The 23491-nt window shown below is 75.3% G+C and carries 10 protein-coding genes; 8 read left to right on the top strand and 2 right to left on the bottom strand.

What is annotated here, in order from left to right; all coding sequences use genetic code 11:
* Window positions 1-7 precede the first annotated feature (7 nt).
* The 7 genes from ACTMS2_RS25740 (at window position 8) to ACTMS2_RS25770 (ending at window position 20672) form a co-directional block, all read left to right on the top strand.
* On the top strand, window positions 8-14146 hold the full coding sequence (locus tag ACTMS2_RS25740) for an amino acid adenylation domain-containing protein (RefSeq protein WP_441177713.1): 14139 nt from the start codon (window positions 8-10) through the stop codon (window positions 14144-14146).
* Window positions 14146-15120, top strand: a complete 975-nt coding sequence (locus tag ACTMS2_RS25745; RefSeq protein ID WP_441177714.1) for an ornithine carbamoyltransferase — start codon at window positions 14146-14148, stop codon at window positions 15118-15120. Before ACTMS2_RS25740 ends, ACTMS2_RS25745 begins: the two co-directional genes overlap by 1 nt.
* Window positions 15117-16601 (top strand): MFS transporter, encoded by a 1485-nt coding sequence (locus tag ACTMS2_RS25750; protein WP_441177715.1) that lies wholly within the window; start codon window positions 15117-15119, stop codon window positions 16599-16601. The genes ACTMS2_RS25745 and ACTMS2_RS25750 overlap by 4 nt, the downstream gene beginning before the upstream one ends.
* Before the next feature lie 56 nt (window positions 16602-16657).
* Window positions 16658-17593 carry a TauD/TfdA family dioxygenase gene (locus tag ACTMS2_RS25755; protein WP_441177716.1) on the top strand — a complete coding sequence of 312 codons (936 nt, stop codon included), beginning with the start codon at window positions 16658-16660 and terminating at the stop codon, window positions 17591-17593.
* Window positions 17594-17620: 27 nt separating this feature from the next.
* Window positions 17621-18427 carry a thioesterase II family protein gene (locus tag ACTMS2_RS25760; protein ID WP_441177718.1) on the top strand — a complete coding sequence of 269 codons (807 nt, stop codon included), beginning with the start codon at window positions 17621-17623 and terminating at the stop codon, window positions 18425-18427.
* A gap of 34 nt (window positions 18428-18461) precedes the next feature.
* Window positions 18462-19640 carry a class I SAM-dependent methyltransferase gene (locus tag ACTMS2_RS25765; protein WP_441177719.1) on the top strand — a complete coding sequence of 393 codons (1179 nt, stop codon included), beginning with the start codon at window positions 18462-18464 and terminating at the stop codon, window positions 19638-19640.
* A 228-nt stretch (window positions 19641-19868) separates the two neighbouring features.
* Window positions 19869-20672: an SGNH/GDSL hydrolase family protein gene (locus ACTMS2_RS25770; RefSeq protein ID WP_441177720.1), complete on the top strand. Its 804-nt coding sequence runs from the start codon at window positions 19869-19871 to the stop codon at window positions 20670-20672.
* Window positions 20673-20811: 139 nt separating this feature from the next.
* On the opposite strand, the gene ACTMS2_RS25775 is transcribed toward ACTMS2_RS25770, so the two are convergent.
* Window positions 20812-20952: a hypothetical protein gene (locus tag ACTMS2_RS25775; RefSeq protein WP_441177721.1), complete on the bottom strand. Its 141-nt coding sequence runs from the start codon at window positions 20950-20952 to the stop codon at window positions 20812-20814.
* Window positions 20953-21164: 212 nt separating this feature from the next.
* Between ACTMS2_RS25775 and ACTMS2_RS25780 the strand changes: the two genes are divergently transcribed.
* Window positions 21165-22340, top strand: coding sequence for a trans-sulfuration enzyme family protein (locus ACTMS2_RS25780; RefSeq protein ID WP_441177722.1), 1176 nt, complete (start codon window positions 21165-21167; stop codon window positions 22338-22340).
* 90 nt (window positions 22341-22430) lie between these two features.
* Here the strand turns inward: ACTMS2_RS25780 and ACTMS2_RS25785 are convergent, their stop codons facing one another.
* Window positions 22431-23360, bottom strand: coding sequence for a diacylglycerol/lipid kinase family protein (locus tag ACTMS2_RS25785; RefSeq protein ID WP_441177723.1), 930 nt, complete (start codon window positions 23358-23360; stop codon window positions 22431-22433).
* Between the last annotated feature and the right edge of the window lie 131 nt (window positions 23361-23491).

The following is a 23491-nucleotide window of genomic DNA, read 5'->3' on the forward strand; positions in this document are numbered from 1 at the left end:
CCGGCTGGTGGCGTTCTACCGCCCGGCCGCGTCGGCGACGCCGGGCCTGCTGGACCGGGTCCGGCAGCGGTGCGCGGAGCAGCTGCCGGAGTACATGATCCCGGCCGAGTTCGTGGCCGTGGAGGCGATCCCGCTCAACGCCAACGGCAAGGTCGACCGGGCCGCCCTCTGGGAGGCCGCCGTGCCGGTCGAACGCGCCCACGTCGCCCCCGCCACCGAGCTGGAGGCGCAGTTGGCCGGCATCTGGGGCCGGGTGCTCAACCTGGAGCAGGTCAGCACCCAGGACAGCTTCTTCGACCTCGGCGGCGACTCGCTGCGCGCGGTCGCACTGGTCGGCGCGCTGCGGGCGGCCGGCTTCGGGGTGGCCGTCCGGGACGTCTTCGTGCACCGCACGGTCGCCGCCCTCGCCGGGCACCTCGGCGCCAAGGACGCCGCCCCGGCGGCGCCGGCCTTCCAGGCCGTCGCGCCCTTCGCCCTGCTGACCGACGCCGACCGGGCCGCCCTGCCCGCCGGCCTCGTGGACGCCTACCCGGCCGTGCAGGCGCAGGTCGGCATGGCCGTGGAGATCCAGAAGGACCCCGGCAAGTCGCTGTACCACATCGTCCGCTGCTTCCGGGTGCACAGTGGCCGGCCGTTCTCGGTCGACGCGCTGCGGGCCGCCGTACGGGACGTGGTCGGCCGCCACGAGACGCTGCGCACCTCGTTCGACCTCACCGGCTTCTCGGTGCCGATGCAGCTCGTGCACGCCGAGGCGCCCGTCGAGGTACGGGTGACGGAGCTGACCGGCGACGACGTCGAGGCGCGGCTGCGGGCGTACGTGGACGCGGAGCGGGCCCGGCCCTTCGAGCTGGACCAGCCGGCGCCGCTGCTGCGCGTCGCCGCGCACCGCACCGACGAGCGGGGCTGGTGGCTCACCGTCGCCGTCAGCCACCTCGTCACCGGCGGCTGGGACCTGAACACCCTCCTGGTCGAGCTGATCGGCTGCTACGAGCGGCGCAGCGCCGGCATGGTGCCCGAGTCGCCGGAGCCCACCGCCGTCCGCTACGCCGACTTCGTCGCCGCCGAACTGGCCGCGCTCAGGGGCGGCGAGGACGAGGCGTACTGGCGGGGCGTCGTCGACGCGTACGCCGGCTTCACCATGCCGGACGGCTGGGGCCGCACCGACGGGCCGCGGGAGAGCCTGCGCACCCGGGTCAGCTACCAGGACCTGGAGCCGAAGCTGCGCGCGCTCGCGTCGACCCTCGACGTGTCGCCCAAGTCGGTGCTGCACGCCGCGCACCTGAAGGTGATGAGCCAGCTCACCGACCAGGGGCGGTTCTACACCGGCCTGGTGTGCGACGCCCGCCCGGAGGTGCGGGGCGCGGAGCGGGTGCACGGGATGTACATCAACGTGCTGCCGTTCGCGTACGCCCGGGGCGCGGGCACGTGGCGGGAGCTGGTGCGGTCGGTCTTCGACCGCGAGGTGGAGCTGTGGCCGCACCGGCGCTACCCGCTGCCGGCGGTGCAGCGGATGGCCGGCGCCGGGTCCCGCCCGATCGACGTCGTCTTCGACTACACCGAGTTCCGCCGCGCCGGGGCGGTCGCCGACGAGTCCGTCGACTTCGAGGCCATCGCCGGGGAGGGCGGCACCGAGTTCGCCCTCCAGGTGACCGCCGCCGGCGGCTTCCTCGACCTGGTCGGCGACAGCCACGCCTTCGGCCCCGCCGCGCTGGCCCGGGTGGGGGCGATGTTCCGTGAGGTGCTGACGGCCATGGTGGCCGACCCCGACGGCGACGCGATCGCCGTCCGGCTGCCGACGACGGAGCGCGACGAGATCGAGCGCTGGTCGGCCGGCGACACCGCCGAGGTCGGCGGGTACGCCCCGGCGGCGTTCGAGGCGCAGGCGGCGCGGCGGCCGGACGCCGTGGCGATCACGGCCGAGGGCGTGTCGTTCTCGTACGGGCAGCTCAACGGCCGGGCGAACCGGTTGGCGCATCACCTGCGCGAGCTGGGGGTGGGGCCGGAGGTGCTGGTCGGGGTGTGTGCGCACCGGTCGGTGGAGCAGGTCGTGGGGATGCTGGCGGTGCACAAGGCGGGTGGGGTGTACCTGCCGTTGGATCCGTCGTACCCGGCGGAGCGGTTGGCGTTCATGCTCACCGACGCGGCGGCCCCGGTGCTGCTCACCACCGCCGAGCTGCGTGGCCAGCTCCCGGCGGCCGAGGCGGTCACCGTGCTGCTGGACGGCCCGGACGCCTGGGCGGGCCAGCCGGCCACCGACCCCGGGCCGCTCACCCACGCCGACAGCGGCTGCTACGTCATCTACACCTCCGGCTCGACCGGCCAGCCCAAGGGCGTCCTCGTGCCGCACCGGGCCCTGGTCAACCGCTCGGCGCACGCCGGCCGGCGGATCAACCGCCTCGACGAGCGGGCGGTGCTGCTCCAGAAGACCGAGATCGGCTTCGACGTCTCGCCGGCCGAGGTCTACGCGGCCCTGTCGGCGGGTGCCCGGATCGTGGTGGCCCGCCCCGGCGGGCACCGCGACCCCGCGTACCTGCGGGACCTCATCGTCCGCGAGGGGGTCACCGCCGTCGAACTGGTGCCGAGCATGCTGTCGGCGCTGCTCGCCGAGGGGATCGGCGGCTGCCGGTCGCTGCGGTCGGTGGCCGTCGGCGGCGAGGAGATCGCCGTCGACGTGGCGCGGGCGTTCCTGGCCGCGCTGCCCGGCTGCGAGCTATACAACACGTACGGGCCGGCCGAGACCACCGTCGACGTCACGAGCTGGCTCTGCACCACCGACGCCCTGCGCGGGCTGTCCCGGGTGCCGCTCGGCACCCCGTTCACCAACCTCACCGTCCGGGTGCTCGACGAGCACCTGCAACCCGTGCCGGTCGGGGTGCGCGGCGAGCTGTGCATCGGCGGACTCGGGCTGGCCCGGGGCTACCTCGGGGCGCCGGGCGCCACCGCGCAGCGCTTCGTGCCGGACCCGTACGGCCCGCCCGGGTCGCGGCTCTACCGCACCGGGGACGCGGCGGCGTGGCGGCCCGACGGCACCGTCGACTTCCTCGGCCGCATCGACTCGCAGGTCAAGCTGCACGGCGTACGCATCGAACTGGGCGAGATCGAGACGGCTCTGCGGGCCTGCCCCGGGGTGACCGACGCGGTCGCCGCCGTCCGCGAGCAGGACGGTCGGCGCACCCTGGTCGGCTACCTCGTCACCGACGACGGCTCCGCGCCCACCCCCGGCGAGCTGCGGGAGCGGCTGCTCACCGAGCTGCCGGAGGCCATGGTCCCGGCCGCCTACGTCACCGTCGACGCCGTGCCCGTGGACCCGCACGGCAAGGTCGACCGGCGGCAACTGCCGGCGCCGGACGCGAAGTCCTACGCCCGGGGACGCTACGAGCGGCCCAACGGCCCGGTGGAGTCGGCGATGGCCGGTGTCTGGTCGTGGGTGCTCGACCTCGACCGGGTCAGCGTCACCGAGAGCTTCTTCGACCTGGGCGGCGACTCGATGACGGCCGTGACCCTGGTCGGGTCGCTGCGCGCCGCCGGCCACGACGTCACCGTGCGGGACATCTTCGCGCACCGCACGATCCGCCGCCTGGTCACCGCCCTCGCCGAGGCCGACACCGCCAAGGAGGGGGCCTTTCGCCCCGTCGAGCCGTACGCGCTGATCGACGTCGCCGACCGGGCCGCCCTGCCGGCCGGGCTGGTCGACGCGTACCCGGCGACGCAGGCGCAGGTCGGCATGGCCGTGGAGATCCAGAAGGACCCGGAGAGGTCGCTGTACCACGTCGTGCAGTCGATCCGGGTCGACGACGGGCGCCCGTTCGACGCCGACGCGCTGCGGGCGACGGTCGACGCGCTGGTCGCCCGGCACGAGACGCTGCGCACCTCGGTCGACCTGACCGGCTACTCGGTGCCGATGCAGCTGGTGCGCGCGAGCGTCGCCGTGCCGGTCGCCGTGCACCCGGCCGCGGGTCACTCCGAGCACCTGGCCGCCGAGCGGCGTACCCCCTTCGACCTGGACTCGGACGCCCCGCTGCTGCGGGTCGCCGCGCACGCCGACGGCGCCGGGGCCTGGTGGCTGACCATCGCGGTGAGCCACCTGGTCACCGGCGGCTGGGACCTCAACGCCCTGCTCGCCGAGCTGCTCGGCGAGTACGCCCGGCGCAGCCACGGCGAGGCGCCGAAGCAGGACGAGCCGCCCGCCGTCCGGTACGCCGACCACGTCGCCGGCGAGCTGGCGGCGCTGCGCTCGCCGGAGACCGCCGCGCACTGGCGGGCGGTGGTGACCGGCCGGCCGAAGCTGACGCTGCCCGACTCCTTCGGCGACCGGTCCGGCGCGACGGTCTGCCGGTACACCGTGGACGTGCACGACCTGGACGCCGCCCTGCGCCGCCTCGCCAGCGACACCGGCACCTCGGTCAAGGCGGTGCTGCACGCCGCGCACCTGAAGGTGATGAGCCAGCTCACCACCGAGCCCGCGTTCTACACCGGCCTGGTGTGCGACGCGCGCCCCGAGGTGCGGGGCGCGGAGCGGGTGCACGGCATGTACATCAACGTGCTGCCGTTCCCGCACGCCCGGAGCGCGGGCACCTGGCGGGAGCTGGTGCGGTCGGTCTTCGACCGCGAGGTGGAGCTGTGGCCGCACCGGCGCTACCCGCTGCCGGCCGTGGCGCGGCTGGCCGACGCCGGGTCCCGCCCGATCGACGTCGTCTTCGGCTACGTGGAGACCCGGCACGACGGCGGCGGCACGGCCGGGACGCCCGACGGCGCCGCCACCGACCTCGTCGAGGTCGGTGGGCCCGGGGCCACCGAGTTCGGCCTGTCGGTCGGGGCGGGCGGCGGGACCATCCGCCTGGTCAGCGACAGCCGGAGCGCCGACCCGGCCGCCCTGGTGCGGATCGGGGCGATGTTCCGCGAGGTGCTGACGGCCATGGCGGCCGACCCGGACGGGGACGCGACGGCGCCCCGCCTGCCGGCGGGGGAGCGGGCGGAGCTCGCCCGGTTCACCCCGGGCCGCACGGTCGAGGTCGGCGGGTACGTGCCGGCGGCGTTCGAGGCGCAGGCCGCGCGGCGGCCGGACGCCGTGGCGATCACGGCCGAGGGCGTGTCGTTCTCGTACGGGCAGCTCAACGGCCGGGCGAACCGGTTGGCGCATCACCTGCGCGAGCTGGGGGTGGGGCCGGAGGTGCTGGTCGGGGTGTGTGCGCACCGGTCGGTGGAGCAGGTCGTGGGGATGCTGGCGGTGCACAAGGCGGGTGGGGTGTACCTGCCGTTGGATCCGTCGTACCCGGCGGAGCGGTTGGCGTTCATGCTCACCGACGCGGCGGCCCCGGTGCTGCTCACCACCGCCGAGCTGCGGGCGCAACTGCCGCCGGTCGACGCCACCGTGGTGCTGCTGGACGACCCGGACGCCTGGGCCGACCGGCCGCCGACCGACCCGGAGCCGCTCACCGACCCCGACAACGGCAGCGTCGTCATCTACACCTCCGGCTCCACCGGCCGGCCCAAGGGCTCCCTGCTGTCGCACCGGGCCCTGGTCAACCGCACCGACCACGTCGGCGCGCGGGTCTACCGGCTGGACGCCGACGCCGTCGTGCTCCAGAAGACCGAGATCGGCTTCGACGTCTCGCCGGCCGAGGTCTACGCGGCCCTGTCGGCGGGCGCCCGCATCGTGGTGGCCCGCCCCGGCGGGCACCGCGACCCCGCGTACCTGTGCGAGCTGATGACCCGCGAGGGCGTCAGCACCGTCCATTTCGTACCGTCGATGCTGCCGGCGCTGCTCGCCGAGGGGCTGGCCGGGTGCCGGTCGCTGCGCTCGGTGGCCGTCGGCGGTGAGGAGATCGCCGTCGACGTGGCGCGGGCGTTCCTGGCCGCGCTGCCCGGCTGCGAGCTGCACAACACGTACGGGCCCGCCGAGGCCACCGTCGACGTGAGCAGCTGGGCGTGCACCGTCGACGCCCTGGCCGGGCTGTCCCGGGTGCCGCTCGGCACGCCCCACCCCAACCTGCGGCTGTACGTCCTCGACCAGCGGCTGGACCTCGTGCCGCTGGGCGTGCCCGGCGAGCTGTGCGTCGGCGGGGCGGGGCTGGCCCGGGGCTACCTGGGTCGGCCGGGGCTGACCGCCGAGAGGTTCGTGCCGGACCCGTACGGCCCGCCCGGGTCGCGGCTCTACCGCACCGGGGACGCGGCGGCGTGGCGGCCCGACGGCACCGTCGACTTCCTCGGCCGGCTCGACTCGCAGGTCAAGCTGCACGGCGTACGCATCGAACTGGGCGAGATCGAGACGGCCCTGCGGGCCTGCCCCGGCGTGGCCGACGCGGTCGCCGCCGTCCGCGAGCACGACGGCCGGCGCACCCTCGTCGGGTACGTGCTGCCGACCCCCGGCGACGCACCTGAACCGGTCCGGCTGCGGGAGCGGCTGCTCGCCGCACTGCCCGAGGCGATGGTGCCGGCCGCGTACGTCACCCTCGACGCGATCCCGAAGGACCCGAACGGCAAGGTCGACCGGCGGCAGCTCCCCGCCCCCGACACCGGCGCGTACGCCACCGGGGCCTACCAGGCGCCGACCGGCGACGTGGAGGAGGAGATCGCCGGGATCTGGGCGCGGGTGCTCGGCGTCGCCCGCGTCGGCGTCACCGACAGCTTCTTCGACCTCGGCGGCGACTCGATGCTCGCGGTGACCCTGGTCGGCACGCTGCGCGCCGCCGGGCACCGCACCAGCGTGCGGGACGTCTTCGCGCACCGCACCGTCCGCCGGCTGGCCGCCGCGCTGGGCGACGCCGACACCGACGAGTTCCGCCCGGTCGCGCCGTACGCGCTGATCGGCGCCGCCGACCGGGCCCGGCTGCCCGGCGGGCTGGTCGACGCCTACCCGGCGTCGCGCACCCAGCTCGGCATGCTGGTGGAGTCGGCCGTCAGCGGCGACCGCGCGGTCTACCACAGCGTGCTGGCCCACCAGGTCCGCGACGGGCGGCCGTTCGACGCCGAGGCGCTACGCGGCGCGGTGCGGGCGGTGGTGGCCCGGCACGAGATCCTGCGTACGTCGTTCGATTTGGTCGGCTACTCGACGCCGATGCAGCTCGTGCACGCCCACGCCGAGCCCGACGTGCGCGTCGAGGACGGCCGGGGCGTGCCGGCGCAGCGGCACGCCGCGCTCTTCGCGGAGTTCATCGCCGCCGAGCGGGCCCGCCCGTTCGACGTCTCCACCGCGCCGCTGCTGCGCGTCACGGCGCACCTGGACAGCGACGAGAGCTGGTGGTTCACGTTCACCATCAGCCACGTCGTCACCGAGGGCTGGAGCAGCGCGCGACTGGTCGCCGAGGTGCTCGACGCGTACGCCGAGCTGGTCGACGGCCGCACCCCGCGCCCGGTGCCGTCGCCGGCGGTGCGCTACGCCGACTTCATCGCCGCCGAGCTCGCCGCGCTGGAGTCGAGCGCCCACCGGGAGCACTGGCGGTCGGTGTGGGACGGGCGCGCCCCGTTCACCCTGCCCGCCGGCTGGGGCGAGCCGGACGCGCCCGACGCCACGGTCGACGCCACGGTGGACTTCACCGACCTGGACGAGGCGCTGCGGGCCCTGGCCCGCGACACCGACGTGTCGGTGAAGGCGGTGCTGCACGCCGCGCACCTGAAGGTGCTCGCCCAGCTCACCGGCGAGCCGGGCTTCCACGCCGGCCTCGTCTGCGACGCCCGGCCCGAGGTGCTCGGCGCCGACGAGGTGCAGGGCATGTACCTCAACACGGTGCCGTTCGCGTACGACCGTTCCGCCCGCACCTGGCGGGACCTCGTCACCGCCGTGTTCGACACGGAGGTCGCGCTCTGGCCGCACCGGCGCTTCCCGCTGGCCGAGATGCAACGCGAGGCCGGCCACCGCCTGCTGCACGTCCTGTTCAACTACCAGGACTTCAGCCGCGCGACGCACGGCGGCGACGGGACCGGGCCGGTGGTCACCGGCAGCGCCGGCGAGGGCGCCACCGAGTTCGACCTGTCCTGCTTCGCGCAGCGGGGCCGCTACGCGCTCTCCGCCCGGGCTTGCCTGGTCAGCCAGGCCAACCTGGACCGGATCGCCGGCATGTACCGGGCGGTGCTGGAGGCGATGGTCGCCGACCCCGACGGCGACTGCCAGGCCGTCTGCGTGCCCGGGGGCGAGCGGGACCGCCTGCTCGGCGTCACCGAACCGGGCGCGGAGGAAGCGGTCACCGGCACCGTGGTCGAGCTGTTCCAGGCCCAGTTGGCCCGCGACCCGCAGGCCGTGGCGGTGGTGGCCGGCGCCGTCGAGCTGACGTACGCCCAGGTCGACGCCGCCGCGAACCGGCTGGCGCACCACCTGCGCGCGGCCGGGGCCGGCCGGGAGACCGTCGTCGGGGTCTGCCTCGACCGGGACGCCGACCTGGTGCCCGCGCTGCTCGGCGTGCTGAAGGCGGGGGCCGCGTACCTGCCGCTGGACCCCGCCCAGCCCGCCGAGCGGATCGGCCACATGCTGGCCGACGCCGGGGTGCGGACCGTGGTGACCACCTCCGCGCAGGCGGAGCTGCTCGCCGGCTTCGACGGGCGACGGGTGCTGCTGGACGCCGGCGACCTGGCCGGGCAGCCGGAGACCGATCCGGGCGTCGCCCGCGACCCGGACGACCTGCTCTACGTCATCTACACCTCCGGCTCCACCGGCCGACCCAAGGGCGTCTGCGTGAGCGACGCCAACGTGCTGCGCCTGCTCGACGCCGCGCAGGAGCACTACGCGGTGGACGAGACCGACGTGTGGGCGCTGTTCCACTCGTACGCCTTCGACGTCTCCGTCTGGGAGCTGTGGGGGGCGCTGCTGCACGGCAGCCGACTGGTGCTGGTGCCCCGCGAGGTGGCCCGGGTGCCGCAGGACCTGCTGGACCTGCTGGTGAGCCAGCGCGTCACCATGCTGGCGCAGACCCCGACGGCGCTGCGCGGGCTGGTCCGGCTGGCCGCCGAGGACGCCCCGGGGATCCGGGACCTGTCGCTGCGCGCGGTGGTCGTCGCGGGGGAGAAGCTCGACTTCGCCGACCTCGCGCCGTGGGCCGCCCGCCTCGGCCTGGCCCGCACCGCCCTGGTCAACATGTACGGGATCACCGAGACCACCGTCTACTCCACCTACCACCGGATCACCCGCGCCGATCTCGCGCCCGGGGTGGGCAGCCGGATCGGCCGGCCGCTGTCCGGCGTGCGGATGTACGTGCTCGACCAGTACGGCCACCCGGCTCCCATCGGGGTGCCCGGCGAGGTGTACCTGGCCGGGCACGGGGTGGCCCGCGGCTACCTCAACCAGCCCGAGCTGACCGCCCGGCGCTTCCTGCCCGACCCGTACGGCCCGCCCGGCAGCCGGATGTACCGCACCGGCGACCTGGCCACCCGGCTGCCCGACGGCAGCGTGGAGTTCCTCGGCCGCCTCGACGACCAGGTGAAGCTGCGGGGCTACCGGATCGAGCCGGGCGAGATCGAGGCGGCGCTGACCGCGCTGCCCGGCGTCGCGGAGGCGGTCGTCGTGCTCCGCGCCGACGATCCGGCCGACCCCCGGCTGACCGCGTACCTGGTGGCCGGCGACGGGCCCGCGCCGGAGGTCGCCTCGCTGCGTGCCGCGCTGGCGCGCGCCCTGCCGGAGTACATGGTCCCGTCGGCGTTCGTGCTGCTCGACCAGCTGCCGCGCAACAACAGCGGCAAGCTGGACCGGCGGGCGCTGCCCGCGCCCACCGGCGTGGCGCTGCCGGGCCGGGACTTCGTGGCCCCGGCGGGGCCGCTGGAGGAGCGGGTGGCCGCCGTCTGGGCCGAGGTGCTGGGCCTGCCGGCGGTCGGCGTCGCCGACGGCTTCTTCGACCTCGGCGGGCACTCCATCACGGCGCTGGTGCTGGCCGGCACGATGCGCGCCGCCGGGCTGGACGTGACGGTCGCGGACATCTTCCGGCACCCGACCGTACGGGCGCTCTGCGAGGTGCTGGCGAGCCGGGACGCGCCGGCGCCGACCGAACGCCCCGTCGAGCCCTTCGAGCTGGTCGCCCCCGCCGACCTGCCGCTGCTGCCGGCCGGGCTGGACGACGCGTACCCGCTGTCGCGGGTGCAGCTGGGGATGCTGCTGGAGATGCTGGCCGACAACGGCCAGAACCACTACCACAACGTCGCCTCGTTCCTCGTCCCCGACGACGAGCCGTTCGACCTGGCGACGCTGCGGGCCGCCGTCGACGAGGTGGTGGCCCGCCACGACGTGCTGCGTACCTCGGTGGACACGACCGGCTACTCGGTGCCCATGCAGCTCGTGCACCGCACGGTGGACGTCCCGATCGGCACGCGGGACCTGCGCGGGCTGGCCGAGGCGGACCGGGTGGCCCGGGTGCGCCGGCTCGTCGGCGAGGAGTACCAGGAGCTGTTCGACGTCGAGCGGGCGCCGCTGCTGCGGTTCACCGTGTGCCTGGAGACCGACCGGAGCTGGCGGCTGGTGCTCACCATCTGCCACGTGATCATCGAGGGCTGGAGCCTGCACGCCCTGGTGATGGAGATCCTGGACCGCTACCGCGCGCGGCGCGCGGGCGCCGGCCCCGACACCGACCACGCCCCGCCCGGGGTGCGGTTCGCCGACTTCGTCGCCGGCGAGCTGCGCGCCCTGGCCTCGGAGACCGACCGGCGGTACTGGCAGGACGTCATCGAGCGGCACCCGAGGTTCCGGCTCCCCGCCGCGTGGGCGCCGACCGCGCCGGCCGGGCGGGAGCCGTACACCGAGGTGGTGTCCTACGCGGACCTGGAGCCGCGGCTGCGGGCCCTGGCCTCGGCGGCCAGGGTGTCGCTCAAGGCGGTGCTGCACGCCGCGCACCTGAAGGTGCTCAGCCAGCTCACCGACGAGCCGACCTTCTACAGCGGACTGGTCTGCAACACCCGCCCCGACGTGGTGGGCAGCGAGCGGGTCTACGCCATGTCGCTGAACACCCTGCCGTTCCCGCACGACCGGCGGGCGGCGAGCTGGCGGGACCTCGTGCAGCGGGTGCACGCCCGCGAGGCCGACCTGTGGCCGCACCGGCGCTACCCGGCGCCGGCCATCCGTACCCCCGGCACCGGCGCGCGCCTCACCGACGTCTACTTCAGCTACCTCGACTTCACCGAGGTCGACGGCGGGCGCACCGCGCCCGTGGCGCGCATCGGCGCGAGCACCTCGGAGTTCGCGCTCGCCGTCGCGGCGGGCGCCGGCCGGATCGAGCTGAGCACCGACAGCCACGCCATGGGCCGGGCGGACGCGGCGCGGCTGGCCGGCATGTACCGGCTGGTGCTGGAGGCCATGGTGGCCGACCCCGACGGCGACCCCCGGCAGGCGTACCTGCCCGCCGGGGAACGGCACGACGTGCTGGTGGGCTGGAGCGCCTCGGCCGCCCCGGGCGGCACGGAGCTGGTGCCGCAGCGGGTGGCGGCGTGGGCCGCGGCGACGCCCGACGCGGCGGCCGTCGACGCCACGACGTACGCGGAGCTGGACGCGGCGGCCAACCGCATCGGCCACCACCTGCGGGGGACGGGGGTCGGCCCGGAGCGGGTCGTCGGGGTGCTGCTGGAGCGGGGGGTCGACCTCGTCGCCGCCCTGCTCGGGGTGTGGCGGGCCGGCGGCGCGTACCTGCCGATCGACCCGGCGCACCCGGCCGAGCGGGTCGCCGCGATGCTCGCCGACGCCGGGGCGACGGTGGTGGTGACCTCGACCGGGCACGCCGACCGGTTCACCGGCGTGGAGCTGGTGCTGCTCGACCGCGACGCCGAGCGGATCGCCGCGCTGCCCGCCGAGGCGCCGGCCGGCCCGCCCGACCCGGATCACCTCGCGTACGTCATCTTCACCTCCGGCTCCACCGGCCGGCCGAACGGGGTGCAGATCAGCCACCGCAGCCTCGCCAACTACCTCGGCTGGGTGGCGGGGGAGCTGGTCGCCGACCGCACCGGCGGCGCCGCGCTCTTCTCGTCGGTCGCGTACGACATGGTGGTGACCAGCATCTGGGCGCCGCTGGCCACCGGGCAGCGGCTGTGGCTGCTGCCGCCCGACGCCGGCCTCGACGAGCTGGGCCCGCGACTGGCCGAGGCCGGCCCGTTCAGCTTCGTCAAGCTGACCCCCGGCCATCTCGACCTGCTGACCCGCCAGCTCGACGCGGCGCAGGCGGCGGCCCTGACCCCGCTGCTGGTGCTGGGCGGCGAGGCGCTGACCCGGCAGGTCTGCGACCGCTGGCACGCCCTCGCGCCGGACACCGTGCTGCTCAACGAGTACGGGCCGACGGAGGCGACCGTGGCGGTCAGCCGGTACCCGGTCACCGGGCCGCTGGCGGGCGACGTGGCCCCGATCGGCCGGCCGCTGGGCGGGATGCGCACGTACGTCCTCGACGCCGACCTGCAACCGGTGCCGGTGGGCGTCATCGGCCACGTCCACCTCGGCGGCCCCGGTCTCGCCCGCGGCTACGCCGGCCGGCCGGAGCTGACCGCCGACCGGTTCGTGCCCGACCCGTTCGACGCGCACGGCGGGCGGCTGTACCGCACCGGCGACCTCGGCCGCTGGCTGCCCGACGGGCAGCTCGACCTGCTCGGCCGGGTCGACGACCAGGTCAAGATCCGCGGCCACCGCGTGGAGCCCGGCGAGGTCCAGGCGGTGCTGGCCGCGCATCCGGGCGTACGGGACGCGGTGGTGACCGTCGACCCGACGGGCGCCGGCGGGCCCCGGCTGGTGGCCTACCACGTCGGCGACGCGCCGGACCTGGCCGCGCACTGCGCCCGGTGGTTGCCCAGCCAGCTGGTCCCGAGCGTCTTCGTCCCGGTGCCGGCCATCCCGCTCAACGCCAACGGCAAGGTCGACCGCCGGGCGCTGCCCCCGGTGGGCCCGGCCTCGGCGGCCGGGCACACCCCGCCCCACCCTGGGCTGGAGGAGCTGATCGCCGACATCTGGGCCCGGGTCCTGGAGATCGACCGGGTGGGCCGGCACGACCGGTTCTTCGCCCTCGGCGGGCACTCGCTGCTGGTGGTGCCGGTGGTCACGGCGGCCCGGCAGGCGGGCGTCGCGCTGACGCTGCGGGCGGCGATGGCCGACCGGACCCTGGCCGAGCTGGCCGCCTCGCTCGCCCCGGGCGCGCCGGCGACGGCCGAGCCGACCTCACGCTCCGGCGCGGCGCGGGCCGCCGCGGCGCTGCCGCCCGTCGAGCCGCTGCTCGCCGCCCACCGGGTGCCCGGCGCGTCGCTGGCCCTGCTCGCCGACGGCGAACTGGTGGAGGTCCGCGCCCTCGGGCACCGCACGGCCGGCGGCGACGTTCCGGTGACCCCGGCGACCGTGTTCCAGGTCGGCTCGGTGAGCAAGCTCGTCACCGCGGTCGGCGCGCTGGTCCTGGTCGGGCGGGGACAGCTCCACCTCGACACCGACGTCAACGCCTACCTGAAGGGCTGGCAGCTGCCCGCCGACCGACCGGTGAGCCTGCGGCAGCTGCTCTGCCACGTCGCCGGGCTCACCCCGACGGGCAGCACCGGGCATCCGCGCGGCGGCCCCGTACCGACCCTGTCGGACGTGCTGCGCGGCCGGGGCGTGCCCACCGGCCCGGTCCGGGCGCTCGACGCGCCCGATGAGGTCGCGGTGGAACGCAACAGCCACTTCGTGGTGGTGCAGCAGCTCATGGAGGACGTCACCGCGACGCCCTTCGCCGACCTGATGGCCGAGCTGGTGTTCGGGCCGGCGGGGATGACCGGCAGCAGCTTCGACCAGAGCTTCCCCGAGACGTCGGGCCGGCCGGTGGCCGGGGGGCACGACGAGCGGGGCGAGCCGCTGCCGGGCGGCTGGCAGGTGCGTACGGACCTGGCGGCCGCCGGTCTGTGGAGCACCGCGACCGACCTGGCCCAGCTCGTACGCGAGATCCACGTCGCGTACCGGGGTGGCCCGGCCCTGCTGAGCCAGGAGCTGGCCGTGGCGCAGCTGACCGCCGGACCGGGCGGGATCTTCGGGCTCGGCTGCATGGTGGACCGCGTCGAGGGGCCCGCCGGAGCGCGGGTGGAGTTCACCCACCGGGGCCGCGTCGCCGGCTACCACGCGCTCACCGCCGGCCGGGTGCCCGACGGCTCCGGGCTGGTGCTGCTGACCAACGGCGACCAGGGGCACGAGGTCGTGTCGCTGCTGGCGTCCGACACCGCACTGACGGAGGAGATGTGATGACGACCGTGACGAGCGTCCCCGCGACGGTCACCGATGCGCCGGTGCGGCACCTGGTGTCGGTCCGCGACCTGACCGACGACGACCTCTACTCGATCGTCGCGCGGGGGGCGAGGTTCGCCGCCGGCGAGTCCGCCGACTCGCTGGCCGACCGGGTGGTCGGCACGTACTTCGTGAAGACGTCGACCCGGACGCGGACCGCGTTCACCGTCGCCGCGCTGCGGCTCGGGGCGAAGACCATCCAGTACGGGCCGGACGACCTCCAGGTCAACACGGGGGAGTCCAGCGCGGACACCGGGCGGGTGCTGTCGGGCATGCTCGACGTGCTGGTGGCGCGGACCGCCGCCGACCCGCAGGAGATGCGCGACTGGTCGCGGCAGCACCGGATGGCGGTGGTCAACGCGATGAGCGCCGAGGAGCACCCCACGCAGGCGCTGGCCGACCTGACCACCCTGCTGCGGCGCTTCGGCCGCATCGAGCACCTGCGGCTGCTCTACCTGGGCGAGGCGAACAACACCGCGACGGCCCTGGCCCTGGCGCTGACCCGCTTCCCCGGCGTCGAGCTGGAACTGCGCACCCCGGCGGGGTACGGGCTGCCGGCCCCGATCGCGGCGCTCGCCCGGGAGCAGGCGCAGCGGTGCGGCGCCCACCTCGTCGAACGGCACCACATGGACGACCTGCCGGGCGACCTGGACGCCATCTACACCACCCGCTGGCAGACCACCGGCACCAGCAAGCCCGACCCCGACTGGCGGACGCACTTCGCCCCGTTCCGGGTGGACCGGGAGCTGTGGCGGCGCAGCCCGCACGCGGTCTTCATGCACGACCTCCCGGCGCACCGGGGGGAGGAGGTGACCGCCGAGGTCCTCGACGGACCGGCCAGCATCGCCTTCCAGCAGGCGGAGAACAAGCTCTACAGCGCGATGGCCGTGCTCGACTGGTGTCGGGCCACCCCCGTCGGGCATCCGTCGTGAGCGCGGTCGGGCACCCGGCGGCCACGTCCCGGCAGCCGGGCCGCCTGACCGGCAACCGCGACTTCCTGCTGCTCTGGGTCGGCTCCGGGGTCTCGGCGCTGGGCTCCCGGGCCACGTCGATCAGCTACACCCTGCTGGTCTTCTGGTCCACCGGCTCGGCCACCGCCGCCAGCCTGGTCACCTTCGCCGCGCTGCTGCCCAACCTGGTCACCCAGCTGCCGGCCGGCGCGTTGGTCGACCGCTGGGACCGCCGCCGCACCATGGTGCTCTGCAACGCCGGGCGGATCGTCGCGATCGGCAGCGTCGCGGTCGCGGTCGCCCGCGACGCGGTGTGGCTGCCGCACCTGATGGCGGTCGCGTTCGTGGAGGCCAGCCTGGGCATCTGCTACGCCCTGGCCGAGCGCGCCGCGGTGTTCAACGTGGTCCCGGCCGAGCGCTACGGCGCCGCCACGGCGGCCAACGAGTCACGGGCCAACGCGGCCAGCATCCTCGGCCAGCCGGCCGGCACCCTGCTGTACGCGCTGACCCGCTGGGCGCCGTTCGGCTTCGCCGTGCTGATGCACCTGGTCTCCATGGTCACCCTGCTGTTCGTCCGGCGGGACCTCCAGGCGCCGAAGGCACGCGCGGAGGAGCCCGGCGGGCTGCTGGCCCGGATGCGCGAGGGCTTCGCCTTCGTCTGGGGTCAGCTCTACCTGCGCCGCGCCCTCGGCCTCTTCGCGGCCAGCAACATCCTGTTCCAGGTACTCGGGCTGGGGCTCGTGGTGATCGTCAAGGCCCGGGGCGGCTCGCCACCCACGGTCGGCATGCTGCTGGTGGTGAACAGCGTGCTCGGCATGGCCGGCGCGATGACCAGCAACTTCTACCTGAGCCGCTGGGGGATCCGGCGGATCATCATGGGGGTCAACATCGCCTGGGCGGTGCTGATGCCGCTCATCGGGCTGGCCCCGGACCTGGTCGTCCTCGGCGCGATCTTCGCGCTGATCCACTATGGCGCCGGGATCAGCAACGTGGCCGGGATGCTGTACGTCCTCCAGTCCGCGCCCGACCACCTGCGCGGGCGGGCCGGCTCGATCGTCATGCTGCTCAGCTCGGGGGCCAACTCCCTCGGGGCGCTGTTCGCGGGCTTCCTGCTCGACTCGACGGACATCACCACGGCCATGCTGATCGTGGGTGGGGCGATGGGGGTGATCGCGGTGCTCGCGGTGCTCGGCTTCGGCGGTCGGGCCCGGGCCGAGGCGGAACGGGCCGAGGCCGCCGAGCGGGAGCGCGCGGAGGCCGAGCGGGAGCGGGCCGAGGCTGCCGAGGGGGAGCGCTCGGAGGCCGCCGAGCGGGCCGGGTCGCAGCGGGTGGAGGTCGAGGCCGAGCGGGTCGGGCCGGAGCCGGCGGACGCCGGGTCACCCGGGTCGCGGCCGGTGGTGGGACGGGGCGCCGGTCGGGCGGGCCGCGCGGCCCGGGACGGTGGCGATATGGACGGAATATAGCGGAGCGGCAGAGCCTGGGAGGGATCGCACGGCTTGGGACGGTGAGGAGCCCCGGAATGAACGAGCACGCGAGCTGGAAACCGTTGGAGATCACCCCGGAGAGCGCCGGCTGCGCGCCGAGCGCCGAGGGCCTGGTCGACCACCTGCGCGAGCTGGACCTGGCGCAGGTGCTCACCGCGGAGAAGGCGCTCGTCTTCCGTGGCTTCGGGGTGCGGCCGGAGACCCTGGACCCGGTGATGGACCTGCTGCTGCCGAGGCGACTGGCGTACGTGCACGGCAACTCGCCGCGCACCAAGGTGGGCCGCAACGTCTACACGTCCACCGAGTACCCGGCCCGCTACACCATCTCGATGCACAACGAACTGTCGTACGCCGCCCGGTGGCCGGCCCGGCTGCTCTTCTTCTGCCAGATCGCGGCGGAGACCGGCGGCGCCACCCCGGTCGTCGACGCCGAGCTGTGGCTCGACTCGCTGGATGCGCAGCTGCGTGCGGACTTCGCCGGCGGCCTGCGCTACCAGCAGAACCTGCACGACGGGATGGGGCTGGGCAAGAGCTGGCGGGAGACGTTCGAGACCGACAGCCGCGACGAGGTCGAGGAGTTCCTCGCCGGCGCCGGCGCGACGTGGGAGTGGACCGCCGACGGGCTGCGGGTGACCCAGCTCCGGCCGGCCACGCTGCGGCACCCGGTCACCGGGGCGGAGGTGTGGTTCAACCAGGCGGACCAGTGGCACCCGGCCGGCCTGGACGACGACATCGCCCGGGTGATGACGCAGGTGATGGGGCCGGACGAGCTGCCCCAGTCGGTGACCTTCGCCGACGGCTCCCCGATCCCCGACGAGTACGTCACCCAGATCCGCGACCGGGGCCTGGAGGCCGCGGTCGACGTCGACTGGCGGGTCGGCGACCTGCTGCTGATCGACAACGTGCTCACCGCGCACGGCCGGCGCCCGTACACGGGCGACCGCCGGGTGCTGGTGGCCATGTCGGACTGACCGGCGCGACCGAGGATGGTGCCCGAGATGTCCCTGCGTCAGCCGTCCGGCGGCGATCCGTGGCTGCGGGTGTTCCGGGGCGGCGCGCACGCGGAGCTGCGGCTGGTGTGCCTGCCGCACGCCGGGGGCTCCGCCGGTTTCTTCCAGCCCTGGGCGGCCCGGCTGCCGGACTCCGTCGACCTGCTCGCCGTGCGCTACCCGGGCCGGCAGGACCGGCTCGGTGAGCCGTGCGTCGACCGGATGGACGTGCTCGCCGACCGGGTCACCGAATCGCTCACCGGGTACCTGGACCGTCCCCTCGCCCTGTTCGGCCACAGCATGGGCGCCTCGGTCGCCTACGAGGTGGCCGCCCGGCTGGAGGACCGGCTCGGCGTCGTGCCGAGCATCCTGTTCGTCTCCGGGCACGGCGCCCCGCACGTCACCCGCATCGACCAGCACCCCGACCACCTCGACGACGAGGAGTTCCTCGGCCGCATCGCCGCGCTGGGCGAGGTGGACGCGCTGGTCTTCCGCTCGCCGAAGCTGCGGGAACTGGTCGTACCGGCGCTTCGGGCGGACCTGCGGTTGATCCACGACCACCTGCCGCGCGAGCCGCGGACGGTGTCGGCGCCGATCACCGCGTACCTCGGCACCGGGGACCCGGCCTGCGACCGGGAGTCGGTCTCCGCCTGGGCGGAGCTGACCACCGGCGGCTTCCGGCTGCGGGCGTTCCCCGGCGACCACTTCTATCTCGTGCCGGCGCGCGCGGAGCTGCTCGCGGACCTCTGCGCGCAGCTCGTCGACCGGCCGACCGCACCCCGTGCCGTGGCATCCCTGGCCGCGCACCTGACCTGACCGGCACCGCCGGACGCACCGTGGAGGGCGCATCGTGACCGCACCGGACGTCGAGGCGGCGCCGCAGCCGCTCGTGGACGTGGACCAGGAACGCCACGCGCGGTTCCGTACCTCCTTCGAGGCGGTGACCGACTTCGGGCGGCGGCTGCTGGCGGCCCGGCTGGCCGCCGCGGGCGTGCTGCCCGCCGCCGGCAGCACCGCCGGGCGGGACGAGATCCTGGCCCGGCTGGCGGTGGCGGCCGGCTACCAGCGGCTCGGTGACGCCCTGCTGGACCTGCTGGAACGCGCCGACCTGCTGCGCCGGCAGGGCGACCGGCTCGCCGTGACGCACCGGGTCGTCGAGGCGGCCGGGCTCGCCGAGGACGACGCGGTCGACGCGGCGGCGACGGCGTTGCGCCGGGAGCACCCGGAGGCCGCCGGGTACGTGCCCCTGCTGGTCGCCTGCCAGACGCAGCTCGTAGGGGTCGTGCGGGGTGACCGGCCGGCGAACGAGGTGCTCTTCCCGGGCGGCTCGGCCGAGCTGGTCTCCGCGATCTACCGGGACAACGTCCAGCTCGACTTCCACAACCGGCTCTGCGCCGCGCTCGTGCAGCAGCACGTCCGGCAGTTCCTCCGGCGCTATCCGCGCTCCTTCGCCCAGGTCATGGAGGTGGGCGCGGGGACCGGCGGCACCAGTGGGCCGGTGCTGGACGCCCTCGCGGACCGGGCGGAGCGGCTGCGGTACTCCTACACCGACGTGGGGCCCGCGTTCCTGCGGCTGGGGCGGCAGCGCTTCGGCGCCGACCGACCGTACGTCGACTTCGCCCGCTACAACGTGGAGGGTGCGCCCGAGGACCAGGGCTTCGAGCCCGGCTCGATGCAGGTGGTCCTGGCCAGCAACGTCCTGCACGCCACGCTGCGGATCTCCGCCGCGCTGCGGCACTGCCACGCGCTGCTCAAGCCGGGCGGCGTCCTGGTGGTCAACGAGATGACCAGCCGCCTCGACTACAACACGCTGACCTTCGGCCTGGCCGAGGGGTGGTGGCGGCACGCGGACGACGAGCCGAGGGTGCCGGCGTCGCCGTTGCTCGACGTGACGGGGTGGCGGGCCGCGCTGGACCGGGCGGGCTTCGTCGACGTACAGGCGCACTCCGTGCCCGGCCTCGCCGACGGCGAGCAGGTGCAGACGGTGTTCGTGGCGACCGCCACGGGCGCCTGCCGGGCGTCCGGCTGACGCTCCGCCCCGTCCGCGCCCGCCCTTGACCGGGGTCGCGTCCGCCGTGCCGCCCGCCGCGGCCGGGACCCCGGTGGCGCCCTGCGCGACCCCTGCTGGGCGCCGGTGTCGGCACGTAAACCCGGTAGGTCTTTACCGGCACCCCTAAAAGTTCCGGCAGGATCTTTCATTCCTAAATATTCGGTGGTATCAATCTCGCACTCGATCCCTCTACCCCCGGAGTGCGACGTGCGGAGAACCCGTCTCGTTTCCCTCGCCCTGAGCCTGGCCACGGCTCTCGGCGTCAGCCTCACCATGGCAGCCCCCGCCCAGGCCGCCGCCACCGACCGTTACGTGGCGCTCGGTGACTCGTACGCCTCGGGCGTGGGCGCCGGCAGCTACACCAGCGAGAGCGGCTCCTGCCAGCGCAGCACCAACGCCTACCCGGCGCTGTACGCGGCCAACATCAAGCCCGCGTCGTACCGCTCGGTCGCCTGCTCCGGTGCCACCACCACCAGCGTGATCAACACGCAGCTCTCGGCGCTCAGCTCCACCACCACGCTGGTCAGCGTCACGGTCGGCGGCAACGACGTCGGGTTCGCCAGCATCATGTCCACCTGCGTGCTCCAGGGCACCACCCAGTGCGTGGCCGCCGTGCAGGCCGCCGAGGACAAGGCCCGTGCCCAGCTGCCCGGCCTGCTGCGCAACGTCTACAACGGCATCAAGACCCGGGCCCCCAACGCCCGCGTGGTGGTCGTCGGCTACCCGGTCTTCTACCAGCTCGGCACGGTCTGCGTCGGCCTGAGCGCCACCTCGCGGGCGAAGATCAACGAGGGCATCAACCTGGTGGACGACATCACCCGCAGCGCCGCCGTCGCCGCCGGCTTCAAGTTCGCCGACGTGCGTGCGCAGTTCGTCGGGCACCAGCTGTGCAGCTACGGCGACAAGTGGCTGCACGCCCTCAACTTCGCCACCCTGGGCGTCTCGTACCACCCGACCGCGGCCGGCCAGTCCGGCGGCTACTACCCGGTCTTCCGCTCCGTCGCGGGCTGACCGTCGCGTTCTCCGTCCGGGCGGGGCCGGTCCCGCCCCCCTCGGGGCCGGGACCGCCCGGGCGGGAGGACGGGGCACGGACGCCCGCGTGGCGACCGTGCCCCGTCCGACCATCCGCGTCGCGACGCGGGACGGGACCCTACGACCCTTTGCCGGTGTCGGCGATGTCCGCCCGGTCGATGGCGGCGCCGCCGGACTCGGAGACGCAGAAGATCCCCCGGCCGCCGCCGCGCGCCCGGACGGTGCCCACCCGGACGTTCGTCGGGTAGCCGGAGCCCACGCGCCCGTGGTCCGACCGCCACGGCGGCGCCGACGATCGCCAGTGCGGCCGTGACCACCAGGGCGAGTGATGAGCGCTTTCCCGGTGCGGCGTGAAGGACCGGGAGCCGCCGGTCGTGGTGCCGGGTACGCTCCCGACGGGCGGGTCGACGCCAGCACGGGCGGTCCGAGGGACCGCCGTCGCCGCCCCGGACGACGTGGTGAGGAGACCCTGTGACCGGCACCGGTACGATCGCCGTCCACGGCGACGACGGGTTGAACCCCGGCGCGGCGGTGTCGCCGCCGATCGTGCAGAGCGCCACCTTCAGCGCCGAGTCGGACGAGCAGTTCGCCGCCCTCGCCACCGAGACGCGGGGCCACGGCTTCTACACCCGCTACGGCAACCCGAACCACGCGCAGGTCGCCGCCGTGGTCGCCGAGCTGGAGGGCGTGCAGGCGGGCATGGTCACCGCCTCCGGCATGGGCGCGATCAGCACGATCGCCCTGGCCCTGCTCTCCGCCGGGGACCACGTCGTCGTGCAGCGCAGCACGTACGGCGGCACGACGTCCCTGGTCACCGGTCTGCTGGCCCGGTTCGGGGTGGCCTTCACCCAGGTGGACCAGACCGACACCGAGGCGTTCGCGCGGGCGCTGCGCCCGCAGACCCGGCTGGTCCTCGTGGAGACCCCGAGCAACCCCCTGCTCGAACTGACCGACCTGGCGGCGGTCATCGAGCTGGCGCACGCCAACGACGCGCTGGTGGCCGTCGACAACACCTTCGCCACCCCGGTCAACCAGCGGCCGGCGGACTTCGGCGCCGACCTGGTGTGGCACAGCGGGACGAAGTACCTCGGCGGGCACTCCGACCTCTCCGCGGGGGTGATCGTCGGCTCCGCCGACCTGGTCGACCGGGTCTGGCAGACCGCCATCGTCACCGGCAGCACGCTCGGCCCGATCGACGCCTGGCTGCTGCTGCGCGGCATCCGCACGCTGTCGCTGCGCGTGGAGCGGCACAACGCCAACGCGCTGGCCCTGGCCCGGGCGGTCGAGGGCCACCCGGCCGTGCGGCGGGTGCGCTACCCGGGGCTGCCGACGCATCCCCAGCACGAGCTGGCCGGGCGGCAGATGACGGGCTTCGGCGGCGTGCTCGGTGTGGAGTTGCGCGACGGGCGGGCGGCGGCGGCGCTGCTCGACGGGCTCCGCCTGGCCAAGCGGGCGGCCAGCCTGGGCAGCGTCAGCACCCTCGTGGTGCACCCGCGCTCGATGTGGGCCGGGATCGTGGACGCCGAGCAGTTGGCCGCCGCCGGCATCGCCGAGGGCCTCGTGCGGGTCTCCACCGGCATCGAGGACACCGCGGACCTCGTCGCCGACTTCCTGGCGGCCCTCGACGCGGCGGACCGGCTGCGGTAGCGCGCGCCCGGCCGCCGTGGCGCGCCGGCCGGGGTGGCGCGCGGCGTGCGGGCGCGGTCCAGCCGGGGCGGCCCCGGCCGGCCGCGTCGCTCAGCGGTCCGGGCTGCCGGCCGGCGCCATCACGCGCAGCGCGTTGGCGTCCAGGCCGATGCGGATGGGCGTACGGCCGCACAGCTCGCCGTCGACCTCGACGCGCGCCGGCCGGTCGGTCTCCAGCCACAACTCACCGACGGCGAGGAACGGCTCGTCGCCGACGGAGCGCCGGTGCCCGGTCGCCGCGTTGCGGGCGGTGTCGCGCACCAGGCCACGCCGGTCCGCGCCGCCGACCGGGTACGCGACCAGCAGCCGGTCGTCGGCGTCGGCGTCGGCGGCGATCGGGCGCCCGGCGTGGAAGCCGCCGTTGGCCACGTACACCTGGTGGGTGACGAACTCGTGCCGGGCGTCCCCGGCGCGCACGGTGACGCGCAGCGCGCGGTGCCGGGCCAGCAGCGCCAGGGCGGTGAGCGGGTACGCCAGCCGCCCGATGACCCGCTTCAGGCGCGGCGGCGTGCGGAGCATGATGTCGGCGGAGAGGCCGACGCCGACGTGGTTGGTGAACCGCATGTCGCCGGCGAGGCCGAGGTCGACGTCGATCACCGTGCCGTCGGCCAGCACGTCGACGGCACGGTCGAGTTCCAGCGGCACGCCGACGGTGCGCGCGAAGTTGTTGGTGGTGCCCAGCGGCAGCAGGCCGAGCGCCATGTCGCGGTGGGCGAGCAGCCGCGCGGCGGTGCTGAGGGTGCCGTCCCCGCCGCCGGCCACCAGCAGGTCCGGCCCGAGGTCGACGGCCGCGGCGAGGGCGCGTTCGAGCTGGCCGGGCTGCTCGACGGGGTGGTCGCCGAGCAGGTGGAAGCCGGCCGCCGTCAACCGCGCCCGGGCCTGCTCGTGCAGTTGGCGGCCCCGGCGGGAGTGGGCGTTGACGACGAGGGCGGCCCGCCGGTCCCGCCGGATGGCCGCGCCCAGTTCCTGCTTCGTCCGCATGGGCCCCGACCCTATCGGCATCCCGGGCGCCGACACGACGCCAGCAACTGCCGGCGGACCGTCGACGTGGGGCACCCGGGCGGGCCGGTGGACCGTGCCCGCCGGTGGGGCCGGCGCCGGTCGACGGCCTG

The sequence above is a fragment of the Micromonospora sp. SD12 genome (assembly GCF_052068495.1).
Lineage (GTDB): Bacteria > Actinomycetota > Actinomycetes > Mycobacteriales > Micromonosporaceae > Micromonospora > Micromonospora echinofusca.

What these genes read in the sequence shown, in the direction of transcription:
- ACTMS2_RS25755 (WP_441177716.1), top strand. Translation starts at nt 16,658, where the DNA reads ATGAACGAGCACGCGAGCTGGAAACCGTTGGAGATCACCCCGGAGAGC.
- ACTMS2_RS25745 (WP_441177714.1), top strand. Translation starts at nt 14,146, where the DNA reads ATGACGACCGTGACGAGCGTCCCCGCGACGGTCACCGATGCGCCGGTG.
- ACTMS2_RS25785 (WP_441177723.1), bottom strand. Translation starts at nt 23,360, where the DNA reads ATGCGGACGAAGCAGGAACTGGGCGCGGCCATCCGGCGGGACCGGCGG.
- ACTMS2_RS25760 (WP_441177718.1), top strand. Translation starts at nt 17,621, where the DNA reads ATGTCCCTGCGTCAGCCGTCCGGCGGCGATCCGTGGCTGCGGGTGTTC.